Source organism: Shewanella sp. ISS20 (genome assembly GCF_056522965.1).
In genome coordinates this window covers 333,573-354,140 of sequence record NZ_JAWRZK010000001.1, presented here as the reverse complement: position 1 = coordinate 354,140, position 20,568 = coordinate 333,573, and the positions used below count along the sequence as shown (strand labels likewise).

General features: G+C 45.6%; 19 protein-coding genes. 4 read left to right on the top strand and 15 right to left on the bottom strand.

All coding sequences use genetic code 11. From position 1 onward, the window contains the following. Positions 1-121 precede the first annotated feature (121 nt). A complete protein-coding gene (locus AC1HDP_RS01570) occupies positions 122-1,732 on the bottom strand; it encodes an NAD(P)/FAD-dependent oxidoreductase (RefSeq protein WP_479637409.1) in 1,611 nt (536 codons plus the stop codon). Between the two features lie 203 nt (positions 1,733-1,935). On the opposite strand from AC1HDP_RS01570, the gene fdxA reads away from it, so the two are divergent. Next, positions 1,936-2,259 (top strand): ferredoxin FdxA, encoded by a 324-nt coding sequence (gene fdxA, locus AC1HDP_RS01565; protein WP_479637408.1) that lies wholly within the window; start codon positions 1,936-1,938, stop codon positions 2,257-2,259. Positions 2,260-2,484: 225 nt separating this feature from the next. Here fdxA and AC1HDP_RS01560 read toward each other — a convergent pair whose 3' ends face one another. From AC1HDP_RS01560 to xapA, 4 genes are all read right to left on the bottom strand, one after another. After that, positions 2,485-3,495, bottom strand: a complete 1,011-nt coding sequence (locus tag AC1HDP_RS01560) for a DUF4382 domain-containing protein (RefSeq protein ID WP_479637407.1) — start codon at positions 3,493-3,495, stop codon at positions 2,485-2,487. Positions 3,496-3,694: 199 nt separating this feature from the next. Further along, positions 3,695-4,570 carry a DMT family transporter gene (locus tag AC1HDP_RS01555; protein ID WP_479637406.1) on the bottom strand — a complete coding sequence of 292 codons (876 nt, stop codon included), beginning with the start codon at positions 4,568-4,570 and terminating at the stop codon, positions 3,695-3,697. Positions 4,571-4,633: 63 nt separating this feature from the next. Then, positions 4,634-5,896, bottom strand: coding sequence for a NupC/NupG family nucleoside CNT transporter (locus tag AC1HDP_RS01550; protein ID WP_479637405.1), 1,263 nt, complete (start codon positions 5,894-5,896; stop codon positions 4,634-4,636). A 12-nt stretch (positions 5,897-5,908) separates the two neighbouring features. After that, entirely contained in the window at positions 5,909-6,739 is an 831-nt protein-coding gene (gene xapA, locus AC1HDP_RS01545) for a xanthosine phosphorylase (RefSeq protein WP_479637404.1), read from the bottom strand. Between the two features lie 182 nt (positions 6,740-6,921). Here xapA and AC1HDP_RS01540 point away from each other — a divergent pair, with 182 nt between their 5' ends. Then, complete coding sequence (locus AC1HDP_RS01540; RefSeq protein WP_479637403.1) at positions 6,922-7,866, top strand: LysR family transcriptional regulator; 945 nt, start codon at positions 6,922-6,924, stop codon at positions 7,864-7,866. A 325-nt stretch (positions 7,867-8,191) separates the two neighbouring features. Here the strand turns inward: AC1HDP_RS01540 and AC1HDP_RS01535 are convergent, their stop codons facing one another. The 4 genes from AC1HDP_RS01535 to acuI form a co-directional block, all read right to left on the bottom strand. Continuing rightward, a complete protein-coding gene (locus tag AC1HDP_RS01535) occupies positions 8,192-8,641 on the bottom strand; it encodes a dCMP deaminase family protein (protein ID WP_479637402.1) in 450 nt (149 codons plus the stop codon). Positions 8,642-8,798: 157 nt separating this feature from the next. Further along, entirely contained in the window at positions 8,799-9,293 is a 495-nt protein-coding gene (locus tag AC1HDP_RS01530; protein ID WP_479637401.1) for a ribosome recycling factor family protein, read from the bottom strand. Between the two features lie 300 nt (positions 9,294-9,593). Beyond that, positions 9,594-11,360 (bottom strand): phospho-sugar mutase, encoded by a 1,767-nt coding sequence (locus AC1HDP_RS01525; RefSeq protein WP_479639799.1) that lies wholly within the window; start codon positions 11,358-11,360, stop codon positions 9,594-9,596. A 310-nt stretch (positions 11,361-11,670) separates the two neighbouring features. Next, complete coding sequence (acuI, locus tag AC1HDP_RS01520; RefSeq protein ID WP_479637400.1) at positions 11,671-12,654, bottom strand: acrylyl-CoA reductase (NADPH); 984 nt, start codon at positions 12,652-12,654, stop codon at positions 11,671-11,673. Between the two features lie 293 nt (positions 12,655-12,947). On the opposite strand from acuI, the gene AC1HDP_RS01515 reads away from it, so the two are divergent. After that, positions 12,948-13,607, top strand: a complete 660-nt coding sequence (locus AC1HDP_RS01515) for a nitroreductase family protein (protein WP_479637399.1) — start codon at positions 12,948-12,950, stop codon at positions 13,605-13,607. Between the two features lie 214 nt (positions 13,608-13,821). On the opposite strand, the gene AC1HDP_RS01510 is transcribed toward AC1HDP_RS01515, so the two are convergent. Continuing rightward, complete coding sequence (locus AC1HDP_RS01510) at positions 13,822-14,799, bottom strand: LysR family transcriptional regulator (RefSeq protein ID WP_479637398.1); 978 nt, start codon at positions 14,797-14,799, stop codon at positions 13,822-13,824. Positions 14,800-15,261: 462 nt separating this feature from the next. Between AC1HDP_RS01510 and AC1HDP_RS01505 the strand changes: the two genes are divergently transcribed. Further along, positions 15,262-15,840, top strand: coding sequence for a DnaJ domain-containing protein (locus AC1HDP_RS01505; protein WP_479637397.1), 579 nt, complete (start codon positions 15,262-15,264; stop codon positions 15,838-15,840). Between the two features lie 124 nt (positions 15,841-15,964). Here the strand turns inward: AC1HDP_RS01505 and AC1HDP_RS01500 are convergent, their stop codons facing one another. The 5 genes from AC1HDP_RS01500 to AC1HDP_RS01480 all read right to left on the bottom strand — a co-directional run bounded on the left by AC1HDP_RS01500 (position 15,965) and on the right by AC1HDP_RS01480 (position 20,492). Further along, on the bottom strand, positions 15,965-16,210 hold the full coding sequence (locus tag AC1HDP_RS01500) for a hypothetical protein (RefSeq protein ID WP_240778870.1): 246 nt from the start codon (positions 16,208-16,210) through the stop codon (positions 15,965-15,967). A gap of 342 nt (positions 16,211-16,552) precedes the next feature. Then, positions 16,553-17,712, bottom strand: a protein-coding gene (locus tag AC1HDP_RS01495; RefSeq protein ID WP_479637396.1) for an IS3 family transposase whose coding sequence is annotated in 2 segments (ribosomal slippage) — positions 16,553-17,463 and positions 17,463-17,712 — 1,161 coding nt in all. Because the reading frame shifts where the segments join, the coding sequence is not laid out codon by codon here. Positions 17,713-17,967: 255 nt separating this feature from the next. Beyond that, complete coding sequence (locus AC1HDP_RS01490) at positions 17,968-18,237, bottom strand: hypothetical protein (RefSeq protein WP_479637395.1); 270 nt, start codon at positions 18,235-18,237, stop codon at positions 17,968-17,970. A gap of 294 nt (positions 18,238-18,531) precedes the next feature. Further along, positions 18,532-19,605 carry a patatin-like phospholipase family protein gene (locus AC1HDP_RS01485; RefSeq protein ID WP_479637394.1) on the bottom strand — a complete coding sequence of 358 codons (1,074 nt, stop codon included), beginning with the start codon at positions 19,603-19,605 and terminating at the stop codon, positions 18,532-18,534. Beyond that, on the bottom strand, positions 19,602-20,492 hold the full coding sequence (locus tag AC1HDP_RS01480) for a diguanylate cyclase regulator RdcB family protein (protein WP_479637393.1): 891 nt from the start codon (positions 20,490-20,492) through the stop codon (positions 19,602-19,604). Before AC1HDP_RS01480 ends, AC1HDP_RS01485 begins: the two co-directional genes overlap by 4 nt. Positions 20,493-20,568 lie beyond the last annotated feature (76 nt).

The window sequence follows — 20,568 nt, the reverse complement described above, 5'->3', positions numbered from 1 at the left end:
GCTGCTTATGCGGGCTTAACACTCGCGGCCTCGTAAGTTCAGGTGCAACATTCAATCGTTAACCTAACATCCCACGCTTAATTCATTGACCGCGATTCATGCCACATCAATAGCCGTAAACTTAGGCAGATTGCTGCTCATTCATCGCCAACGCCATGGCTTCAGCAATACGAATACCATCGATAGCCGCCGACATAATGCCGCCCGCATAACCCGCGCCTTCACCGGCTGGGTATAGCCCTTTGGTGTTCACACTTTGATAATCACTGCCACGCTTAATCGACACCGGTGACGAGGTACGAGTTTCTACCCCAGTCATCATGGCCTCTTTCATAGCAAAACCATTGATTTTCTTGTTAAAGGCTGGAATAGCCTCGCGAATAGCTTCAAGGCAATAGGTAGGTAAAATCTCGGTCAAATCGGTAAGCTTTACCCCAGGCTTAAACGATGGCTCAACTTTACCAACTTGCGACGATGATTTACCCGCTAAATAGTCACCGACTAATTGCGCTGGCGCATCATAGTTTTCACCGCCCAAGACATAGGCCGCGCTTTCAAGCTGACGCTGGAATTCAATCCCAGCTAATGGGCCGCCAGGATAATCGCTCGGGTCGATACCCACCACTATGGCGCTGTTCGCATTGCGTTCATTGCGCGAATATTGGCTCATACCGTTAGTCACGACTCGGTGTTCTTCAGACGTTGCCGCCACGACTGTGCCACCAGGACACATACAGAAGCTATACACAGAGCGACCATTTTTACAGTGGTGCACTAACTTGTAATCGGCCGCGCCTAACAGTGGATTACCAGCATGCTTGCCAAATAACACTTCATCAATTGACGACTGATTGTGCTCAATCCGAAAACCGATAGAAAATGATTTAGCTTCTAAGTACACGCCCTTGCGATGCAGCATTTCAAACGTATCGCGGGCACTGTGGCCAGTCGCTAAGGCGATAAATTTAGAATGGATCACTTGGCCATCGGCTAAGGTCAACCCAGTGATTTGACCATCAGCAATATGGACATCATCAACACGGGAGTTAAAGCGGATTTCGCCGCCCAGCTCGATAATCTTGGCGCGCATTTTTTCAACCATGCCCACCAGCTTATAGGTGCCTATGTGTGGCTTGCTGACATATAAGATTTCAGCCGGGGCGCCCGCGTCAACAAAGTCGCGCAACACTTTACGGCCATAATGCTTTTTATCATTCACTTGGGTCCACAGCTTACCATCAGAGAAGGTACCTGCGCCGCCCTCACCAAACTGCACGTTGGATTCAGTGTTCAACTTACGATTACGCCAAAAACCAAAGGTATCCTTAGTGCGTTCCCGTACTTCTTTACCGCGCTCCAGCACAATCGGTCGATAACCCATTTCTGCCAGCACTAACGCGACAAAAATGCCACATGGCCCAAAACCTATCACTACCGGCCGCTCATTGAGCTCTTCTGGTGCTTTAGCCACGTATTGATACGTCATATCCGGCGTTGGCCGCACATTGTTATTGTCCACCTGCTGAGCCAGCACAGCGTCATTGTCTGTGGTGTTCACATCTAAGGTGTACATTAAGGAGATTTTATTCTTATTGCGCGCGTCAAACCCGCGGCGAAATACGGTGACATCGAGCAATTGTTCAGCGCTGATACAAAGGGCGGTAAGAATAGCTTGGGTTAATTGTTCAGGCTGGTGATCAAGCGGAAGTTGTACATTGGTAATGCGGATCATGGTTTATCCAAACTTTATGTTACTTGGTTATAGTAAAAATAAATAAATGCCGAGCATCTAGTACTCAAATGCCTTGTCTTGGCTGGATTTAATATTGCATTTAACAGCGCAACCAGTAATATACTGACGCTGAAAATAGTGCGTATGCACTGGGTTAACCGCGAAAGTTTACCAGAAACTGCCGCACAATAGCGATGAGAAATATGGCATTTGTTGTGACTGAAAACTGCATTCGGTGTAAATACTCCGACTGCGTGGCCGTGTGTCCGGTGGAGGCCTTTCATGAAGGTCCAAATTTTTTAGCCATCAATCCTGATGTGTGTATTGATTGTGATTTATGTGCCGCTGAGTGTCCGGCTAACGCGATATTTCAAGAAGATCAGCTACCTGCTGGCATGGAAGTGTATCGCGAATTAAACCGCGAATTAGTGCAAGATTGGCCAGTGATAACTGCCGTGATCCCGCCGCCCAGTGATGCTGATGAGTGGAATGGTGTCACTAATAAACTGCCGCTACTCGAGAGATAACGGCACTACTTGAACGACATAGTACCAACCAATTGAACGACATAGTACCAACCAACCGTGTTAATCCATGAGTTCGCGCCGGCAATGAAGCGCAAGCAATTAACCACAGGCAATGAACCACAGCCGATTTGCCACAGGCAATTAACCACAATTGTCGCGACCTAACGCTTGGCGTGTAAAGGCAGCCATGCTGCCAAATCACGCCAGCCTTAAGCGTTGTCAAGGCTAAAAATTAGCCACTGTCGCAACGCCTTTACTCACGACTACAGCTTGAGTATCAGCAAAGATAAAGAAAGGCGCAGCGTCGTCTTGCAGATTGATAGCCTCTGGGTCGTCATTTTGCGCCACACAGGTATAACCTAAGCTGTAATTGCCCGCGACCACAAAACCTAATTCGTAACCTTGACCTATCACTTGATTATTAGCATTGAGTAGGTCGTTCACTCGCGCCGCCGCCATCGGAGCAACTTGAGGTGCTGGCGTTGCAGTGCCCCTAAAATCACTCATATTGTCAAGTGAGGTTGATTGTGGATACAAGTACACGGCTTGGTGAAAGTCACTGCCACCCGCTGCAATTTCACACTCTGAGGTTAACGCACTAGGAATAGTACCTTTAATGCTCCCCACATCGACAACATTATGTAATTGCACCGAGGTTGGCTTAAGTGTCCAATAGGCTTTATTGCCATGGGGTTTTTGCAGGCCACTATTTAAGTCAAATTCGGCCACAAAATTATTAACGCCGACGGCAATCGTAAATGTCTTATTAAAAAATAATCGCCCGGTGTTGGCATCTTCAGCGCCAACACCACCGCACGAGCCATTACTGTTAGTCGTCAGTCCATAAAGATTACCATTATGGGTTTTGACATAAGAGCTATTTTCATTAGCGGTTTCACTGCGCTCCATATAAATACACATTTGGTATTCACCAACTGGCACATCTTTGCCCGTGACTAACTGCTCAACTTTAGCCCCTTGAAAATCAAGCAGATTGACTTGCTTTAAGGCGCCATTACTTGCCACCTCAAAAGAAGTACTGCCGGTGCTGTTTTTAAGCACCACTTGCTTAAAAGCAATAGTGACATCTTCTACGTCACTCGGGTTATCTGAGACGCCAAGACTGAAGGTTCCAGTTGCCGGCGGTGGAGTAACGCTCGAGTCATCACCACTTCCGCCGCATCCTGCCAGCAGTCCTGTTACAGTCATAGCCAACAGCGTGTTAATTGTTTTCATGTTTATCCTGCGCTTAAGTCAATTGTTACTGAGTGAATGAAATGAAAGGGGCATAGGTTTAGCCATGGGCTTGTAACACCTCATAGATCATACCTAATACCGCGGTTATCGCATCATTGGCTTATATATAAAGTAGTTCGATGATTAAGTCATCAGAAGCTAGGCATAAATAAACAAATAGGTAGCAAAGCTAACCGCATCATTGCGTTTTGCGCATCAATAACGCCATAGCTAACGTCACGGCCAACAAGGCAGGTAGCGCTAAGTACCAATTCACACCTAAGGTATCATTGGTTAATAACACGCACACAGGAATTAAAAAAACGTAGGCCGACACTTGCTGTGGCGCCAACTTAACACTGGCTTTTTGAAACAGAAAAAAGCTGAGTGCCGTGGCAAAAAAGGCTAAGTAAGCCGTGGCTAACCACGCTGATTGACTAACTTCTTGCCAATCATAAGCCACTATCTCAGGAGCAAGAGCCAGCGATAACATTAGACTTGCAGCAATTAAACTCCAACCGGTAAATACCATGAAGTTTTCTTGGCGATAGCATGCCTTGATGACTAAGGGGTTGGCTGCCATGGCAACACAGCCCAGCATAAAGAGGCTATACCCATCATTCCACACCACAGTCTGACTCGTATCTCCGCCCTGCAGCCACACTAATATTAATGCGCCCGTAAAACCTAGCGCTAACGCTCCCCAGTGATGTAGTTTGCCTACGCGGCGATTGATGAGCACCACTAACACGGCCGTCAGCAAGGGTACTGAGGTGTATAACGCACTGGTAGCAAAGGCTGACGTTTGTGTCAGCGCACTAAACATGGCAGTAAAGTACAAGAGTGATGGCAAGCTCACTAAGGCATAACGCAGAAAACTCTTACCACTGGGCAGCGACAACTGACGAGTCACTATCAGCATCACCATAAAAATCAGTGCCGCAATACTGTACCTAAGCCACGTTGCTATCATAGGTGGAACTTCTAGCATTAACTGCTTACCTATCGGGAATGTCATGGCAATCACTAAGGTAAAAATAAGCATTTGTAAGTGCGCGATCGCAGAAGTAAACATGGGTAACCTTCAATGAAAAAAGGGCCTAGACCAGCCCTTTGATACTAATAATGTAATTTAAGATTAACTCGCTAATGAGAAGAATATCCCAGCAATAGCCGCGCTCATTAAGTTCGAACAAGTCGCTGCAATTACCGTACGTACCCCATATTTAGCAATAAAATCGGTTCTTGATGGACACAAAGTGCCAAGTCCGCCAATCAAGATGCCCATAGAAGCTAAGTTGGCAAAACCACACAAGGCAAAGCTGATAATGACCTTACTCTTATCTTCTAATATTTGCAGACCTGCGGCGCTCACGTCAGCGCTGCTTTGTAAATAAGGCGCTAAGTCACTGTAAGCCACAAACTCATTTAGGATAATTTTCTTACCTATCATGGAGCCTGCAATCGCAATATCGGCCATAGGCACGCCGAGTAAAAAAGCTAAAGGTGCAAATATCCAGCCGAGAATACCTTCAAGCGACAATTGCATCCCCAACAGATCCCCAGCACCACCGAGTAAATTATTCACTAAGGTGACTAGACCTATCATAGCTATCAGCATGGCGCCTATCGCGGCCGCTAACTTTAAGCCACTGGCGGCGCCCTCACCTGCCGCGGCTAACACATTGACTGGCGGTTTTTGATCAAATTGCACACTGTCATTCATGCTATAAGCGGGCACTGTCGTTTCAGGTAGCATCAACTTAGCAAACAAGACACCACCAGGGGCCGCCATAAAAGATGCTGCCAGTAGATATTGCATATCTACGCCCATCATAGCGTAGCCAGCCAATACAGTGCCTGATACTGAGGCCATGCCACCGCACATCACAGTAAAAAATTCAGAGTCAGTCATTTTAGCCATATAGGGCTTAATTACGAGTGGCGCTTCACTTTGACCAACAAACACATTGGAGACGGCCGACATAGATTCTGGCTTTGTGGTTCCTAACAACTTCGCCATACCGCCGCCAATAATACGAATAATAAATTGCATTATTCCAAGGTAATACAGGACAGCAATCAAGGCGGAGAAAAACACAACTAGCGGTAATACATTGAGCGCAAATACAAAGCCAATGCCCTCAACCGAAAAATTAACGAGATTACCAAACAAGAAGCGAATACCGGCTTTACCGCTGTCGAGCACGACATGAACACCATGAGACATTGACTCTAACACTTGTCGACCAAGTGGCACATATAATACCAAGGCACCAATTAAGACCTGTAAGCCCATTGCGGCTGATACAGTACGAAGTTTAATGGCGCGGCGATTAACTGAACAAGCGATGCCAACACCAAGCAGTGTCAACATGCCTAAAAATCCAATGAACATCATAGTGTTATATCCTTATTTTTTTACGCTATCCACAAATGCATTAATCATCTTCAGAAAGTCGCCTTCCGCTAATTTGGCGCATTTTAGCGTTTGTTCATGGGACAGTTTCACATCCCCTAATCCTTCAGCCATGTTGGTAATGGCGCAGATAGCAAGCACAGGTAAACCACAATGTGCCGCTGAAATAACTTCAGGGACCACAGACATACCCACCACATCACCACCGATAATTTGCATCATGCGGATTTCAGCGGCGGTTTCAAAACATGGCCCTGAGTAAGATACAAATACCCCTTGGTTTAAGGTGATATTTTGCGCTTGAGCAATAGCTAAGGCCTGTTGACGTAGGTCTGTGTCGTAGGCATTGGCCAAACTAAAGAAACGTGGCCCATAGTGGTCATCATTCGCGCCAGTCAAAGGCGTACCCGGCATGGTATTGATATGATCGCTAAACACCACCAGCGAACCTACACCAATACGCTCTGGTCGCAATGAGCCTGCGGCATTGGTCACAAGTAACATTTCACAACCTAAAGATTTGAACGTGCGTACCGGGGTTGTCATTACCTTCATAGATTCATGTTCATAGAAATGACCACGGCCGTTCATGCAAGCGACTGGCACGCCATTGAGGTAGCCTAACACCAGCTCACCGCTATGGCCTTTAACAGTACTGACAGGAAAACCATCAAGTTCTTGATAACTAATGCTGATTTTATCTGTTAATTCATCAGCCAACACCCCTAGTCCTGAACCTAAGATCATGGCGATTTGCGGTTTGAAACCTGGCATGTATTTTTCGATGGTAGCGACAGCCTGTGGAACCGGATCAAATAGCGACATTTTTCATTCCTCATGAGATTTGTTATGGATTTCACGATATGCCAAGGTGGTTTTGATTAAAATCGCTATAAACAGTGCTATTGTGCTGTTTTTCAGTACAGAAGTGATGACAAGGGCAATGGGTGACACTGCATTGACGCCCTGCTATACCAGCCATAGTCAACAACAAATGGATTTATGTTTTGAATACTCCCAATAACCCGCCGCCATTAACCTTTAACAATTTATTCTGGGCAGAGCGTGTGAGCATGAAAATGCTTAGATATTTTTATGTGGCGAGCCATAGTCATAACTTCACGCAAACCGCAGAGCGCTTACATATTTCAAAATCGCCGTTAAGCACTCAAATGCGTGAACTTGAAACCATTTTGGGCGTCACCTTATTTAATCGTGAGCAACGCAGCATTCAATTAACCGCGACCGGCATGCTACTTAGGGATGAATGTCAGTTATTGTTTGATCAAATGGACAACTCGATTAATAAGGTCATACAGCATGCGCGAGAAGCCAAAGGGCATTTGCGGATTGGCATGGTCAGCTCAGCTTTTTGGGCGGGATTTGGTGATGCGAGTCAACAACTGAAACGCGAATTTTCACACGTTCAATTTGAATTTATTGAACAATCACCGCTACAGCAAAAAGTAGCGTTATTTAATAATGAAATTGATTTAGGGATAGTGAGGTATGCCGATACTCTCGACATTGAGCCGCTAGCATCATGCAACTTATACTGCGAGCCTATGGTAGTTGCCCTGCCGCATGGACACTTCTTGAGTACTAAGAAGCAATTATGCCTGTCGGAACTAGCCGCTGAAACGTTTGTGATGATGAATCAGAAAAACTCATCATCGGCGCAGTTAATCGTTAACCACTGCATAAGCTCAGGGTTTACTCCTCAGATAGTTCAAGAAGTGGTTGAGCCTATGACGTTAATGAACGTGATTGAAAGCCATGCTGGCATATCCATAGTGCCACAAAGCTTTAGTCGGCAACTCTGGCAACGCATTCAATTTGTGCCCCTAAAGCAGCCCATCCAAGCACATATTTGTGCCATTTATCATCCGCAGCAAATGGGCGCAGAAAAACAAGCAGTCATTCAATCTATCAACCGTTATATGTCCCAATAACTCGCAATTTCAATGGGCTAAATCGCGAATTAAATTAGCGCAGATGCAGGTTTTCACTGATGATAACCGGTGTTACGTTGAATTAAATCAAAGAGGGAGCCAGTCATAAGACTGGCTAATCACAAACCTAGGAACAAGCAAATTAGAGGTAACGTAATTTGCCTGTTCTTAGGTTTCAATGCATAGGCTTTACATGCTTTGGTTCAAATGCATAGGTTTTAAATACCTAGCTTGTAAATGCATTGGCTTTAAATGCGCAGCCTTTAAAGGCATGAGTTAAAACCCTGGTATTGAATCCTAAGCGTTAACGCTTGGCACTTAATCTCTACTCTTTAGCATTCGCATCGCGCGGTAACCAATCCACAGTCACGCCGACTTGCTCAAACATATCTTGGCTAATTTGGATTTTATCGCCCCAACGCGATAAGAAGTCTGGGCTTGGTGCTGGGCTATGCACGGCGCTTATGCCAGTTTGAATGATTTTCGCGGCGCAATTAGGGCAAGGGAAATGAGTGACCCAAATCTCGCAACCACTTAAGTCGCGCTTAGCGTAAAGAATGGCGTTCTCTTCAGCGTGTAAGGTTTTTAATAGCTTCATCTCGCGGTTATCAGTCTCGGCGCTATCGGAAATACCATGGGGATAACCGTTAAAACCAAGCGATACAATACGATTATTTTCAGTGATCACAGCGCCAACTTGGGTCGAAGGATCTTTACTCCACGACGCTACTAACTCTGCCATTTGTAAAAAACGTGTCGCCCATTTAGTCATCATCAGGTCGTATCCTTGTGGTATTGCAAAAATTTAGCACTTTCATCAGGCGCTATTTTCTATCCCACTTCAAGATAAATCAACCGCAAATAGCCATAGAGTCTGATAGTTAGCCATTTCACTTAAGTCGGCGTGCTCAAAATATGATTATCAAGAGCCGCTACCAAGTATCACTACTTAAACGGGCAAGGCGCGCTTGCGATTCGCTGCAATCGGTTTGCAGCATTAATTCATGCAAGGTGATAGTGGGCGACTCTCGCAGTAAGCGCGCCAGTTTTTGAGTGAGAGTTTCCAACTTATCGGCATGGGGGATAAGCCCATCATTGATCTTTTTAAGCAAGTACGGCCAATTCGCAGCGGTATTAATAACCACAAGCTCGCTGATCCTAGTATTGCTACTGTCATTGTGACTTTTACTATTACCGCCCATCACAGCCACTCGCGCGGCTAATGCTACAGCTAACCATGCTCTAAATGCCGCGATATCCATAGCCTTGCCAGTCAGTTGCCAATGGCGTGAGCGGCGCACGCGCGCAATAGCGCAGTGATGGTGCCCTGCAATAAGCTGCGCTTCAGTAACCGCCTCGCGGCCAATACGATGAATCAGCGCAGGCAATGCAATACAAATATGGCTTTGGTGTAGTTTCGGCTTCATGGGGCTGATTTGGCTTAATTTTTTGACTTAATTATTTGACTTAATTATTTGACTTAATTATTTGACTTAGTTTTTTGGCTTAAATGATTTCTAGATAAAATGTTTGGCGCCAGTGCTTAACGAGCGAGTAAAGCTCAATTCATAACACCTAATCAATAACCTAGGCGTTATACCACAGTTGCCAAAGAGTGTTGGCGGATCATGGCAAATTAACCTGAAAGAGCCCCAGATTATTAGCAACCTGGGGCTCTGGTGTTAAGCCAAGCTCTTAGTCCTAGCACTTGGCCTGAGCCTTAGTCCTTAGTCCTTAGGCAGCGATGCCTGATGGGCTTGAATAAAGCTATCCATCTGCGCCTTGGCGCGAATATTGGCTTGCTCCAATGACTCATCCGCCCCCATAGCGATAATAACCTCATAATAACACTTAATTTTGGGCTCAGTGCCTGAGGGTCTCACTATCACGCGGCTACCATTATCTAGGCGGTAAATCAGCACGTCACTGCTGGGTAAATCTATGGATTGCTGACTGCCATCGGCCAAGGTGCGAATGCCCACTTTAATATCATCAATACTGATAACGCTGGCATCACCAATCGTAAGCGGCGGCTTAGCGCGAAGTCCTTCGCCGATATTTGGAGTATTAGGCTCAAGTTTAATGCTGATTTGCGCATTGAAATGCAGCCCAAATTGACGATAAATCTCGCTTAATCTGTCCCAAATGGTTTGACCTTGGCGAGTTAATTCCGCCGTTAACTGCGCAAAGGCTAGCTGCGCGCTCAAGCCATCTTTATCCCACACTGTGCTGCCAACGGTATAACCTAAGGCTTCTTCATAGGCGAATAAAAAAGGTTGTTTTTGGGTTTGGCGCTGCTGCGCCACATTCATCAACCACTTAAAGCCAGTTAAGGTCGTATAACTTGTGGCGCCCATGCTATCGGCGATTTTAGCTAGTAAGCTTGATGACACTATAGTGTTGCCCACCAACGCGCCCTCGCCTTCCTTTTGGCTCAAGTGCTTCGAATGGGTTAGCAAATAGTGGCCCAATAATATGCCCACTTGATCGCCGCTTAGCATCTGATAATCACTCTCCCCGCCATCATAATCTTTACGCACCGCGACCGCAAAACGATCGGCATCGGGATCATTAGCGCACGCCAGTAATGACTGATGGGCTTTGGCCTCGGCAATCACTAAATCCATGGCGCCCGGCTCTTCGGGATTAGGAAAAGCCACCGTGGGGAAATTGCCATCGGGTAACCGCTGCGCCGCGACTGAATACACTTGAGTAAACCCAGCTTGCGCTAATATCGCCTCAGCCATAGGCGCGCCTACGCCGTGCATCGCGGTATAACTCATGGAGACTGATTCAGGGCGCAATGAGGCATGGCCAGATGGCTTAAGCTCGGGAGCATTAAGCACAGCTTGCTGATAAATATCGTAATAATCTTGCTCTAAATGTTGCAATTGGCCGCTCGCAAGGCCGTCATTTAATGGCATTAGCTTAATGATGTCAGTGCTTTTGGATTGAATGCAAGCCGCTATACCTGTGTCATGGGGCGTAATAATTTGCGCGCCATTGTCCCAATACACCTTATAACCATTGTATTGCGGCGGATTGTGACTAGCAGTGACCACTATGCCAGCGGCGCAGTTAAAGTGTTTGACCCCAAAGGCCACCAAAGGCGTGGGCGCCACTTGATAAGTGAGTTTAACTTGATACCCCATAGCTAGCAGTACGGCCGCGGTATCTTGGGAAAATTGCTTAGAATCATTGCGACCATCATAACCAATAATGACGCCGCGCTGCTTAGCATCGCTCACTTGCGCAGCTAAATATTGCCCAAGGCCCGCCGTAGTTTGCCTGACCAATAAGCGGTTCATGCGCATAGGGCCTGCGCCCACCACGCCGCGAATGCCAGCGGTGCCAAAATCTAGGCGGCCAGCAAATAATGATGCAAGCTCAGCCTCATTATTACTGGTGAGCAGCGCGTGCAAATATTCACGGGTTTGACTGTCAGGATCGTTAGCAATCCATTGATTCACTTGTCGCGTTAAATGGCTATTCATAGCATCCTCATGGGCTGAACTTATGTTATCTACCATAAGCAATCCCAAGGTGCACGACAAGTAAATCGCCATTCACTTAAGGCTGTTTAGGCCGTTTTCGCCAGATTGGGCTTATCGCTTTAATCTATCTAACCTTGGGTTTTGCGCAAAGCAAGCTGAGTAAGGCACAAACGCAGCAAGGCCAAGGCTTAAATATTTGAGGAATGCTTGAGGAAAAAGGAGTGAGCAAAGCATTAGCAGAACTCGCCCTTAACTAATGTGGTTAAGAGTAAGCTCTGCTAAATAAACACTCTGCTAACTATTGCTGTGATTACAGCTTAACTAATACGCGGCCAGTGATTTGACCTTGGGTAATAGCATCAGCGCAGCTAGCAACATCTGTTAATGCCACTTCGCGGCACGCCGCACTAAAGTAACTGGCTGGCAATAACTTAGCTAAGCGCTGCCAGGCTTGCAGGCGCTGTGGATACGGGCATTGCACTGAATCGACACCGCGCAAACTTACGTTGCGTAAAATAAATGGCATTACCGTAGTCGGTAAATCAAAACCGCCGGCTAAACCGCAAGCGGCCACGGCGCCGTTATAATCCATTTGGCTTAATACCTTAGCTAGCACTTTGCTGCCAACGGTATCAATAGCGCCAGCCCACAATTGCTTTTCTAGTGGGCGAGCATCTTGTTCAAACTCGCTACGCTCAATAATGCGCTTAGCCCCTAACTCGGTCAGCATGGCGCCATTAGCGGCGGCGCGGCCAGTCACAGCGGCTACTTGATAGCCTAATTGCGCTAATAAGCTTACCGCGACTGAACCCACGCCGCCGCTAGCACCTGTGACTAATACTTCACCGCGCTCAGGGGTAATGTCAGCATCCATTAACGCTTGCACGCACAGCATAGCGGTTAAGCCAGCAGTACCTATCATCATGCTGCGCTGCGGCGTTAAGCCATCCACTAATGGCACTAACCAATCGGCATTTACCCGCGCTTTTTGCGCCATACCGCCCCAATGATTTTCACCTACGCCCCAACCTGTCAGCACCACGTTATCACCGGCTTGATAGCGCGCGTCGCTGGAATCAATGACAGTGCCAACAAAATCAATGCCAGGCACCATAGGAAATTGACGAATAATTCGCCCGCGCCCAGTAATAGCTAAGCCATCTTTATAATTAAGTGAGCTGTATTGCACTGCCACAGTCACATCGCCCGCAGGCAACACGCTGTCATCGAGCTGCTCAATACTGGCAATCGTGCGCTTATCTTGCTGATTTAATACCAAGGCGGTAAAAGTCATAATGAATACTCGTTCGGTTATCGATTAATTAGCTTGAGTGTAACCGACTAATGCCTTGCCAGTTCATGAAACATGATTTGGCTAAGCCAGAATGGGATCTCAATCCCTTGTTACCTGCTTAAGTCGAAATGCGTCTGACTACCCGCACGCCCGTTGCGCGGATTATGGAACTAATTGTCCATAGTGATTGGAATTATCGGCCGTGTTGTTTGATTAACGCTTCAGGTATTGTGCCGTCATTAATAACGCCAAGCCCTGTTTGGTCTGCCACATTGTTTTGACGAGGAAAGTGTATGACTCACCCAATTATTGCCGATTTAATGTCTCGTTATACTGCTAAGAAATATGATGCTAGCCAGCGTATTAGTGCGGATGATATGGAGGTGATTAAACAAGCCATTCGTTTATCGGCCTCGTCAATCAATGCGCAGCCATGGAAGTTTATCGTGCTAGAAAGTGAGGCCGCTAAGCAGCGCTTTCACGATTCATTTGCCAATAACTTCCAGTTTAATCAGCTCCATGCTAAAGAAGCGTCGCACACTATTTTGTTTGCTTACAATCCGCATTTTACTAAAGATCAGTACAAGAAAGTGGTGGATGCTGAAGTGACCTCAGGCCATCTGCCCGCGGATAAATACAATTACATGCTAGATAATGCTTACGCTTTTGCTGAATTAAATACCGATGAGTTGGGTTTTAATGGTCACTGGACCAAGGCGCAAACCTATATCGCCTTAGGTAATACCTTGCATACTTTAGCGCGTATGGGCATAGCCTCAACCCCGATGGAAGGCGTAGATTCGGCCTTAATTGGTGAGTTGTTTAAAGAAGAACTCGACGGTTATGTGTGTGATTTTGCGTTGGCGCTTGGCTATCACAAAGACAATGAAGACTATAACTATGGCCTGCCTAAAGCACGCTTACCCATAGAAGATGTCATTACTGTTATCTAAGCTGACGTTAAGGTTTAGCCTTGCTTAGCTTGCCTTAGTTTATAGCCTGGTATGCAACATTAGCCGCAGTAAACCCAAGGTCAGAATCGATTCTGGCCTTTTTGCTATTTGCGCTTGGTTACTGGGTTGCTAAGTGCTAAGTGCTTGGTTGCAAATGTTGAATCATGCCCTAGATTGCTAGGCTCATCATTCAACTATTCACTCACTGATCCATTCACTTATTCGCACCATCATCAAACGGCTTGATGTGATAATAACGATCAAAATCTGGAATATGCTGCTCCCAGCGCGGGCTGGCACCTATGTAGTTTTCTACCGCGGCAATAAATTCTGTTACTAAGGCGGTTTTGCGTCGGTGGGGATACAAGGCATATAAAGCTAAACCTTGATTATCATGGGCATATTCAGTTAATAGCGGCCTTAACTGCATGTCGGCAAGCGGACGGTAAAGCACAGATGAGGCGATAGTGGCGTAACCTAACCCCGCCTGCACGGCTTCAAGTAAGCTTCTAACATCATTCACTTTATAATTGCCCTGCATAGGGTAATCAATAAAGCGCTTAGAACCTGGCTGCTCATTAAAGCGCATCATATCCACAGTTAAGCCGCCGTTACTGTAAATCACCGCCGGTAAATGGGAGAGTTCTTCTGGGGTTTGCACTGCGCCATAACGTTCAATAAAGGCATCGGATGCCAAAGTCACAACTCGAATATCGGCAATCTTTTTGGCGATTAAGCTTGAATCATCTAAGCGCGCTAAGCGAAACGCTACATCGAAATGATCAGAAATAATATCCGAGCGCTTATCATCCATCAGCAGCACTATCTCAACCGCAGGGAAACGCAGCATAAAATCAGTGATCACAGGTTGCAGGTACAACTGGCCAATATGTAAAGGCGCGGTAATACGAATGCGCCCTTTAGGTTCCGCCAGATACGAGTCAGCAATTAAACGCACCTGTTGCAAGGTATCCACCAACTGATAGGCTTGCTGTAATATCTCTTCGCCGGCGGGTGTCAAGGCAAACGAGCGGGTGGAGCGATTAAGTAATTGCACCCCAAGTTCAGTTTCCAGCTTTTTAATCTGTTTCGATAAGGATGAGTTATCCATATCATGCAGCGCTGCGGCTTTAGTAAAAGATTGCTGCTGCACGACATCGATAAAAAGCGCCAACTGTTGAACTAATGACATAGATTTCCTTGTGATAGCGCAAGCTTCAAGCGCCGCGACATAGCGTCTTTATCTTACAATAAAACAACCAGTTAGAATATCTAGCGACTAATGACCTCACCAATATGACTAGGCTTGTCTTTCACCCTTTAGCCAAAATAGCGGCACTAGCCAACATAATGGCACAAAGTTTTTTGTGCCAAGGCTCACACGCATGAGCAAAAATCAAACAACAATAAAACGATAGCGATATAATCCACGGCAATGACTTAAAGTCGTCAGCAACAAATACTGCTCACAGTTAATTACTGGCATAAACAGCCAAAAATAGTCTTAACTAAGTAACCACTAAGCAGTAGGCGCAACCTGATGTAAGCCACTAACATCTCGCAGCGACTCAGCCAGGGGCTAAGTCCAATCATTCACCGACAGAGTGAGGCCAAGGAGTCACCACCTGCATTTTGTCATTGTTTGTAATTACCCATGAACAATCCATACCTAACCTTAAAATTAGATGTTGGTGCCACCTTAGCGCACATTGAACAAGCCTATGATGAACTGCAGCAAGAATATCACTTAGCGTTTGAGCGCGGCTCTAAGGTCTATGCCAAATTGATGCTGGATGACATAACCGCGGCCTATCGCTTGCTATCGCATCCTGAATCGCGCCAAGCCTACGATAGCGCGTATAAAGACCAGCTTATCCAGCATTACAATTTGCAGCTTTCCACTAAACGCAGTTATGAAGATTGGGTCACGATTGAATCGAGTTACCCCGAAGTGCGCTTACTTGAAACCAGCTTAAAGATGATTTCACCGCGCTTATCTCTGGCGTTTCGCAGTGAATTATTGCATTCGCGTGAATACCTTAGGGTCACTAATCTGGTTAAAAGTATGGGCATTGAAGCCAATGTTGCCGCGCCGACATTAGCCCCAGTATTAACCGCAGCCAAGATACCAACCCCAGCATCTAAGCGCGCCCGCCTAAACTTTAAACCACTTTTTTGGGGCACTAATTTGCTGTGGTTGCTGTTAATCGCAGGGATTGGACTCGCTAGCTAGGAAGATGCGTAGCGAACGTGGCTTGGTATTAAGTGCGGGGGCGAGCTATTGGCGGCTTAACGTAAAAAAATGAATATGGCCAGAATGGCGATATTCATTTTTTTAAATGGATAAAGGCCTAAGTTTAGTCTTCCATCCAATCTAAATTTGGCATGGCATCTAAATGTTGGCTATAACGCTTTTCGTTAAACTTGGCGCCATTAAGCATGACATCACTGACTTCAATCGCCAGCGCACAGGCCATCCACTCAATCGCTTCTTCGCGCGGCGTACCTGTCATCACTAAACGCATTAACGTCTCTTTCACCTTTTTTGGCTCACCGTCGGCGATTTGATTTTCGACGGTTTCAATCAAGGTTTCTTCAGTCATGTAACTTTCTTGCTGATTATCCATTTTTACGGCTCGGTAATGAAATTGCCGCCATTATGCCGCAAGCGCGATCCCAGCCAAAGAGTTAATCTCGATTTGTCACAGCTTAATTAGCTTTGGCGTTACCGCTTAGGCTCGGAGGCAGAGCGGGATTAAACTTTGTGAAATCACTTAACCAAAGAAAATCTCGCTCCTAAAATCGCCATTCCATGTAGCCTTTCTTATTTTGGTTGGTTTACTGGCTTTTAGCGGATGCTGTTCTAAAAGGTTCAGCACAATATTGTTGGATGAACGTTGGAAGTTAGAAGATTTTTCGATTCTCACAAAAGAATACTGTACTGGTCAACTCAAACTGGACACTTTTAGTTGAGAATTTTCAAACTCTACTGGTGATAAATCATTATTAGCTGAATGAAGGCGCTCTAAGTTGTAATACCTCATATAAGCGGCCACATCCGACTTCATAAACTCATTTGTTGGTTGACTAACCTTAAAAATCCAATCGTGTTTTAAGCTACCAAAGAAACGCTCAACAACGGCATTATCCCAACACGCGCCAACATCACCCATGCTGGCTCGGATACCATAACTCGAGAGCAGCCTACCGAATTGCTTACTGGTATATTGCGAGCCTCGGTCACTGTGAAATACCAACCCTCTTGCCGGTCGGCGCAGGTTGTAAGCTTTCATTAATGCCTTAGATATCAAATCCGTGGTCATGCGTTTGTCTATGTGCCACCCCACAATCCGGCGTGAATATAAATCCATCACCACCGCCAAATATATCCAGCCTTCACCTGTCTTTAAATAGGTCACGTCACCTGCCCAAACCTGATTAACAGATACTGGGTTAAAGTTCATGTTTAGCAGGTTATTAGCCACGGCATCAGAGTGTTTGCGCTGTGTCGTCACCTTATAAGCCCGTCGCTGGGTTGCTTTGAGTCGAAGGCGGTGCATAATTTTACGAACGAGATAGCGACCAACCTGGTAGCCTTCCTTGCGCAATTTCTTCACCATTTCACGATTACCTAAGCTGCCTCGACTTTGCTTAAATAGCTTTCGAACAAGGCGATAAAGCTTCAGTGTTTCAAGACTTATCACGTTTGCAGGGCGTTTATGCCAATCGTAATAGCCTGACTTACTGACACTCATTACTCGGCATAACAGCGCAGTAGGAAACTGGTTAGATAACTGTTTAATGAAGCGAAATTTTACTTCATTTCTCTCGCAAAGAAGGCGCTTGCCTTTTTTAGAATTTCTTTCTCCATGCGTAGTTCTTTGTTTTCTCTACGTAATCTCTTTAACTCATCACGTTCAGATTCTTGTAGGGCGATACCCTGTTGCAATGCTTGGTGTTTTTCCTTCCAGTTATAAAGCAGGCTTGTGCTAATCCCAAGAGACTTTGCTGCCTCAGCAATACTATAGCCCTGTTCTAGCACCATTAAGACGGCTTCGTCTTTGAATGTCTGCGGATAACTTTTATGTGATTTTTTTAAACTCATATCGACCTCTTAATTTATTGACCATACTGTCTCAAAATTAAGTGTCCGATGGAATTAGACCAGAACACACCAACAACTTTATGGATTTTTCCATGCATTACGAGCGATCGATGAGGGTAAATTTTCTAGCTTAGAGTTTGAGCGAATGCCATGGCTAGGTGGTGGCAGTGTTGTTGGCTTTTTTAGCATCATTGGAAAATTTGTGAGTCATGAGGATCAACCTGTAGTTAAACGGATTCAATATGCTTCGCCGGGCTATATTGAACTTACACTTTTAACTGAAGTAGCCAAAGATTTGGTTACATCGGCCACTAGCTTCTGCCGTTGCAATTCGATTTCTTTGAGCATCTCTTTCGCAAGAAAGTCCGCCTGTAAGGTAGATTTTTGCATCAACTCATCAGCATATTTGTTGATGAAGAGCACTTTCTGGTCAATCATCGGCGACACATCATCATCGATAATCTTTTTTGCCACCACATGAACTTGATCGAGTTCTTTCGTCCAATCTGTTTCAAATAAAGCCATCACTGCATCCAAATAACTAAAGTTTTTTCAGCAGATTTGCCAGCATTTTTTCCGCGAAGTTAGGCTGCACTTGTTTTAGATGTTCGTTACCACAAGTTGGACACTTTTCAGGCACCTGTCCGGGATAACGGCTATCTCCCATTGGCGAGAACACTTTACTCCACATGCAGAATGGACATGTGAGCTTAAAAGCTGGTGCTAGGATTGGCATGTTAAATTCCTTTAGTGCCCTGATTGTAGTGCTTGAAACGGGTGCATTCAGTTAATGCACCCAAACTGAGACAGCTTTAGTTGCTATAACTTGTTCCTAAAAGCACGAAGCTTGGACATAGATGATTCGAGCTGCTTGTCAACAGCTTTGCTCTCCGCATCTCTGGACTTTAACTGTTGCTCTGCGATTTGCATTTCATGCCAAGATTTACTCAAGGTCATCACGCTTTCCATGCATATCTTGGTGTCGACGTAACCCTGCTCTATCCATGAAGTGATCTTTTCACTATTGAAACCAAGAATGTCTTTTACGGCACCGAGCATCCCTTTATCTCTACCAAGTGATGTTTGCGGTCTGATTTCCATTATGGTCGTCTCTGGAAAATCATGACGACTCCACAAGGAACCATCGTTCAGATGAGTAACAATAACCATATTACAACCAGCATCAATCAGCGGTTTAATCGGCGTATTACCATGCTGTTTACTCCATCCACCTTGCCCGCCATCAGTATAAATATCGTCTCCAATACGTTGATCACTGAAGATAATCGGGATCGCAGCCGAAGCCATCAACATCTGTTGCTGCTGACTATGAGGAAGCGATTGCAGATGGAAGTACTCGGAATCTGGGTTATTGGAAATTCCAAATTCTGCTTTTAATATGCCGGCAAAATCCATCAATACACCGCGAGTCTTAAAAACAGAAACGTAGAACGGTAAACCTTCTGATAACTTGTCGAGACAAAGATATTTGTCCAACAAATCGCTAAGAGGACGATTACTGAGAACAGCTGCATCGAAATTTTCTTGGTTTGGAAAATACCGTGTTGCTAGAGCCGGCCATACAAAACTTAATAACTTCAGCTGAGGATTTACCCGCAGCCCGGCAGAGAGTAACAATAATGGATACACTGATTTGTTAAACTCCAAGGGCGAATTATGGGCGAGCTCTTGCCAGATTTCCTCTAAACGCGCAGCACCTTCTGTTAAGGAAGATGATGAAGCTAAAATCGCCCCGTTCAAAGACCCAATGCTGGCCCCCGAAACAGCGTGTACTTCAGTACCTAATTCTGCCAGCGCTTTTAATACGCCAACCTGATAGGCGCCTTTTGCACCACCGCCCGAAAGCACAAGGCCAACCTTCATTTTACTCATGCGCATTCTCCCAGTACTTCTTCAACCAAAGCATCAGAAAGGCGCTCTGCAGAACAGATACGCGGTACAGCAAGAGGTAATATTTGACTACGACGAGCGACAGAACAGCTAAACGGTAAGTTCTTTTCATGGTAATCGCTTGCCATATATTCAGTTGCCGACAGATATTCTGCAGTTTTTAAGCTGACTGGATTCAACCACACATTAAAATTAACTCGCGTTTCAAGGCTCAAATCAGTATCTTCACGCATTTGAATGACCAGCCGGTTACTCAAGTCTTCAAGCATTTTGTTGACCTGATACTTTTCAGCAGAGCGAACTAAATCGCCATAGGCCCCCCAATTCAGCTCTTCCAAAGCTGCATACGCCCTTGTACCTACAGGCAAATGAACAAAACGGCCGGCTGCCCATTTGTGAAATACATGATCCACCTGATTAAAGGCACTAGTTTCCAGTTCAACTCTTGCTAAACGGTGTTCCAGCTCACGGAACCGCCCACAGACTTGGCTAGTTAACGATTCAAGCATTTCGCGTGTTTCAACGGAAAAATCGGCCAAATCAGCCACATCCTGAGTGAGATGGTTTAACCGTCCGGTCACACAATCGATTGCTTTTAATCCTAAGGTGACTTTATTGTTCAATTCATTGAGCATCTTGAGTTGGGACTGTGCGATAACAATCAGACTCGAATTTACCTCATACTGCCGCTGCCATTCCTGCCCGGTAACTCCATTATAAAGGCGTGAAAAAAAGCTTTTTTCCAAACTCTGCGTGCGTTCGTGATCTTTAAGAACGGTAATGTTATTAGCAAAATCAACAATGAATTTTTCTGGAACTGCAGACAACGTCTGACAAAGTTGGTCATTTAACAAGATCTTATCGGACATTGTTGCCACCTTGAGGATTAAGTGCATCCGTTTTCTTTAGGCTGTTCATTTCTTCGCTTAAACCATTGCTATCTAT

Coding starts and splice junctions, on each gene's coding strand:
- AC1HDP_RS01505 (WP_479637397.1), top strand. CDS start 15,262: ATGAACAATCCATACCTAACCTTAAAATTAGATGTTGGTGCCACCTTA.
- AC1HDP_RS01485 (WP_479637394.1), bottom strand. CDS start 19,605: ATGAGTAAAATGAAGGTTGGCCTTGTGCTTTCGGGCGGTGGTGCAAAA.
- xapA (WP_479637404.1), bottom strand. CDS start 6,739: ATGTCGCTATTTGATCCGGTTCCACAGGCTGTCGCTACCATCGAAAAA.
- AC1HDP_RS01515 (WP_479637399.1), top strand. CDS start 12,948: ATGACTCACCCAATTATTGCCGATTTAATGTCTCGTTATACTGCTAAG.
- AC1HDP_RS01550 (WP_479637405.1), bottom strand. CDS start 5,896: ATGATGTTCATTGGATTTTTAGGCATGTTGACACTGCTTGGTGTTGGC.
- AC1HDP_RS01480 (WP_479637393.1), bottom strand. CDS start 20,492: ATGTCCGATAAGATCTTGTTAAATGACCAACTTTGTCAGACGTTGTCT.
- AC1HDP_RS01560 (WP_479637407.1), bottom strand. CDS start 3,495: ATGAAAACAATTAACACGCTGTTGGCTATGACTGTAACAGGACTGCTG.
- AC1HDP_RS01510 (WP_479637398.1), bottom strand. CDS start 14,799: ATGTCATTAGTTCAACAGTTGGCGCTTTTTATCGATGTCGTGCAGCAG.
- AC1HDP_RS01525 (WP_479639799.1), bottom strand. CDS start 11,360: ATGAATAGCCATTTAACGCGACAAGTGAATCAATGGATTGCTAACGAT.
- fdxA (WP_479637408.1), top strand. CDS start 1,936: ATGGCATTTGTTGTGACTGAAAACTGCATTCGGTGTAAATACTCCGAC.
- AC1HDP_RS01490 (WP_479637395.1), bottom strand. CDS start 18,237: ATGGCTTTATTTGAAACAGATTGGACGAAAGAACTCGATCAAGTTCAT.
- AC1HDP_RS01555 (WP_479637406.1), bottom strand. CDS start 4,570: ATGTTTACTTCTGCGATCGCGCACTTACAAATGCTTATTTTTACCTTA.
- AC1HDP_RS01530 (WP_479637401.1), bottom strand. CDS start 9,293: ATGAAGCCGAAACTACACCAAAGCCATATTTGTATTGCATTGCCTGCG.
- acuI (WP_479637400.1), bottom strand. CDS start 12,654: ATGACTTTTACCGCCTTGGTATTAAATCAGCAAGATAAGCGCACGATT.
- AC1HDP_RS01500 (WP_240778870.1), bottom strand. CDS start 16,210: ATGACTGAAGAAACCTTGATTGAAACCGTCGAAAATCAAATCGCCGAC.
- AC1HDP_RS01535 (WP_479637402.1), bottom strand. CDS start 8,641: ATGATGACTAAATGGGCGACACGTTTTTTACAAATGGCAGAGTTAGTA.
- AC1HDP_RS01570 (WP_479637409.1), bottom strand. CDS start 1,732: ATGATCCGCATTACCAATGTACAACTTCCGCTTGATCACCAGCCTGAA.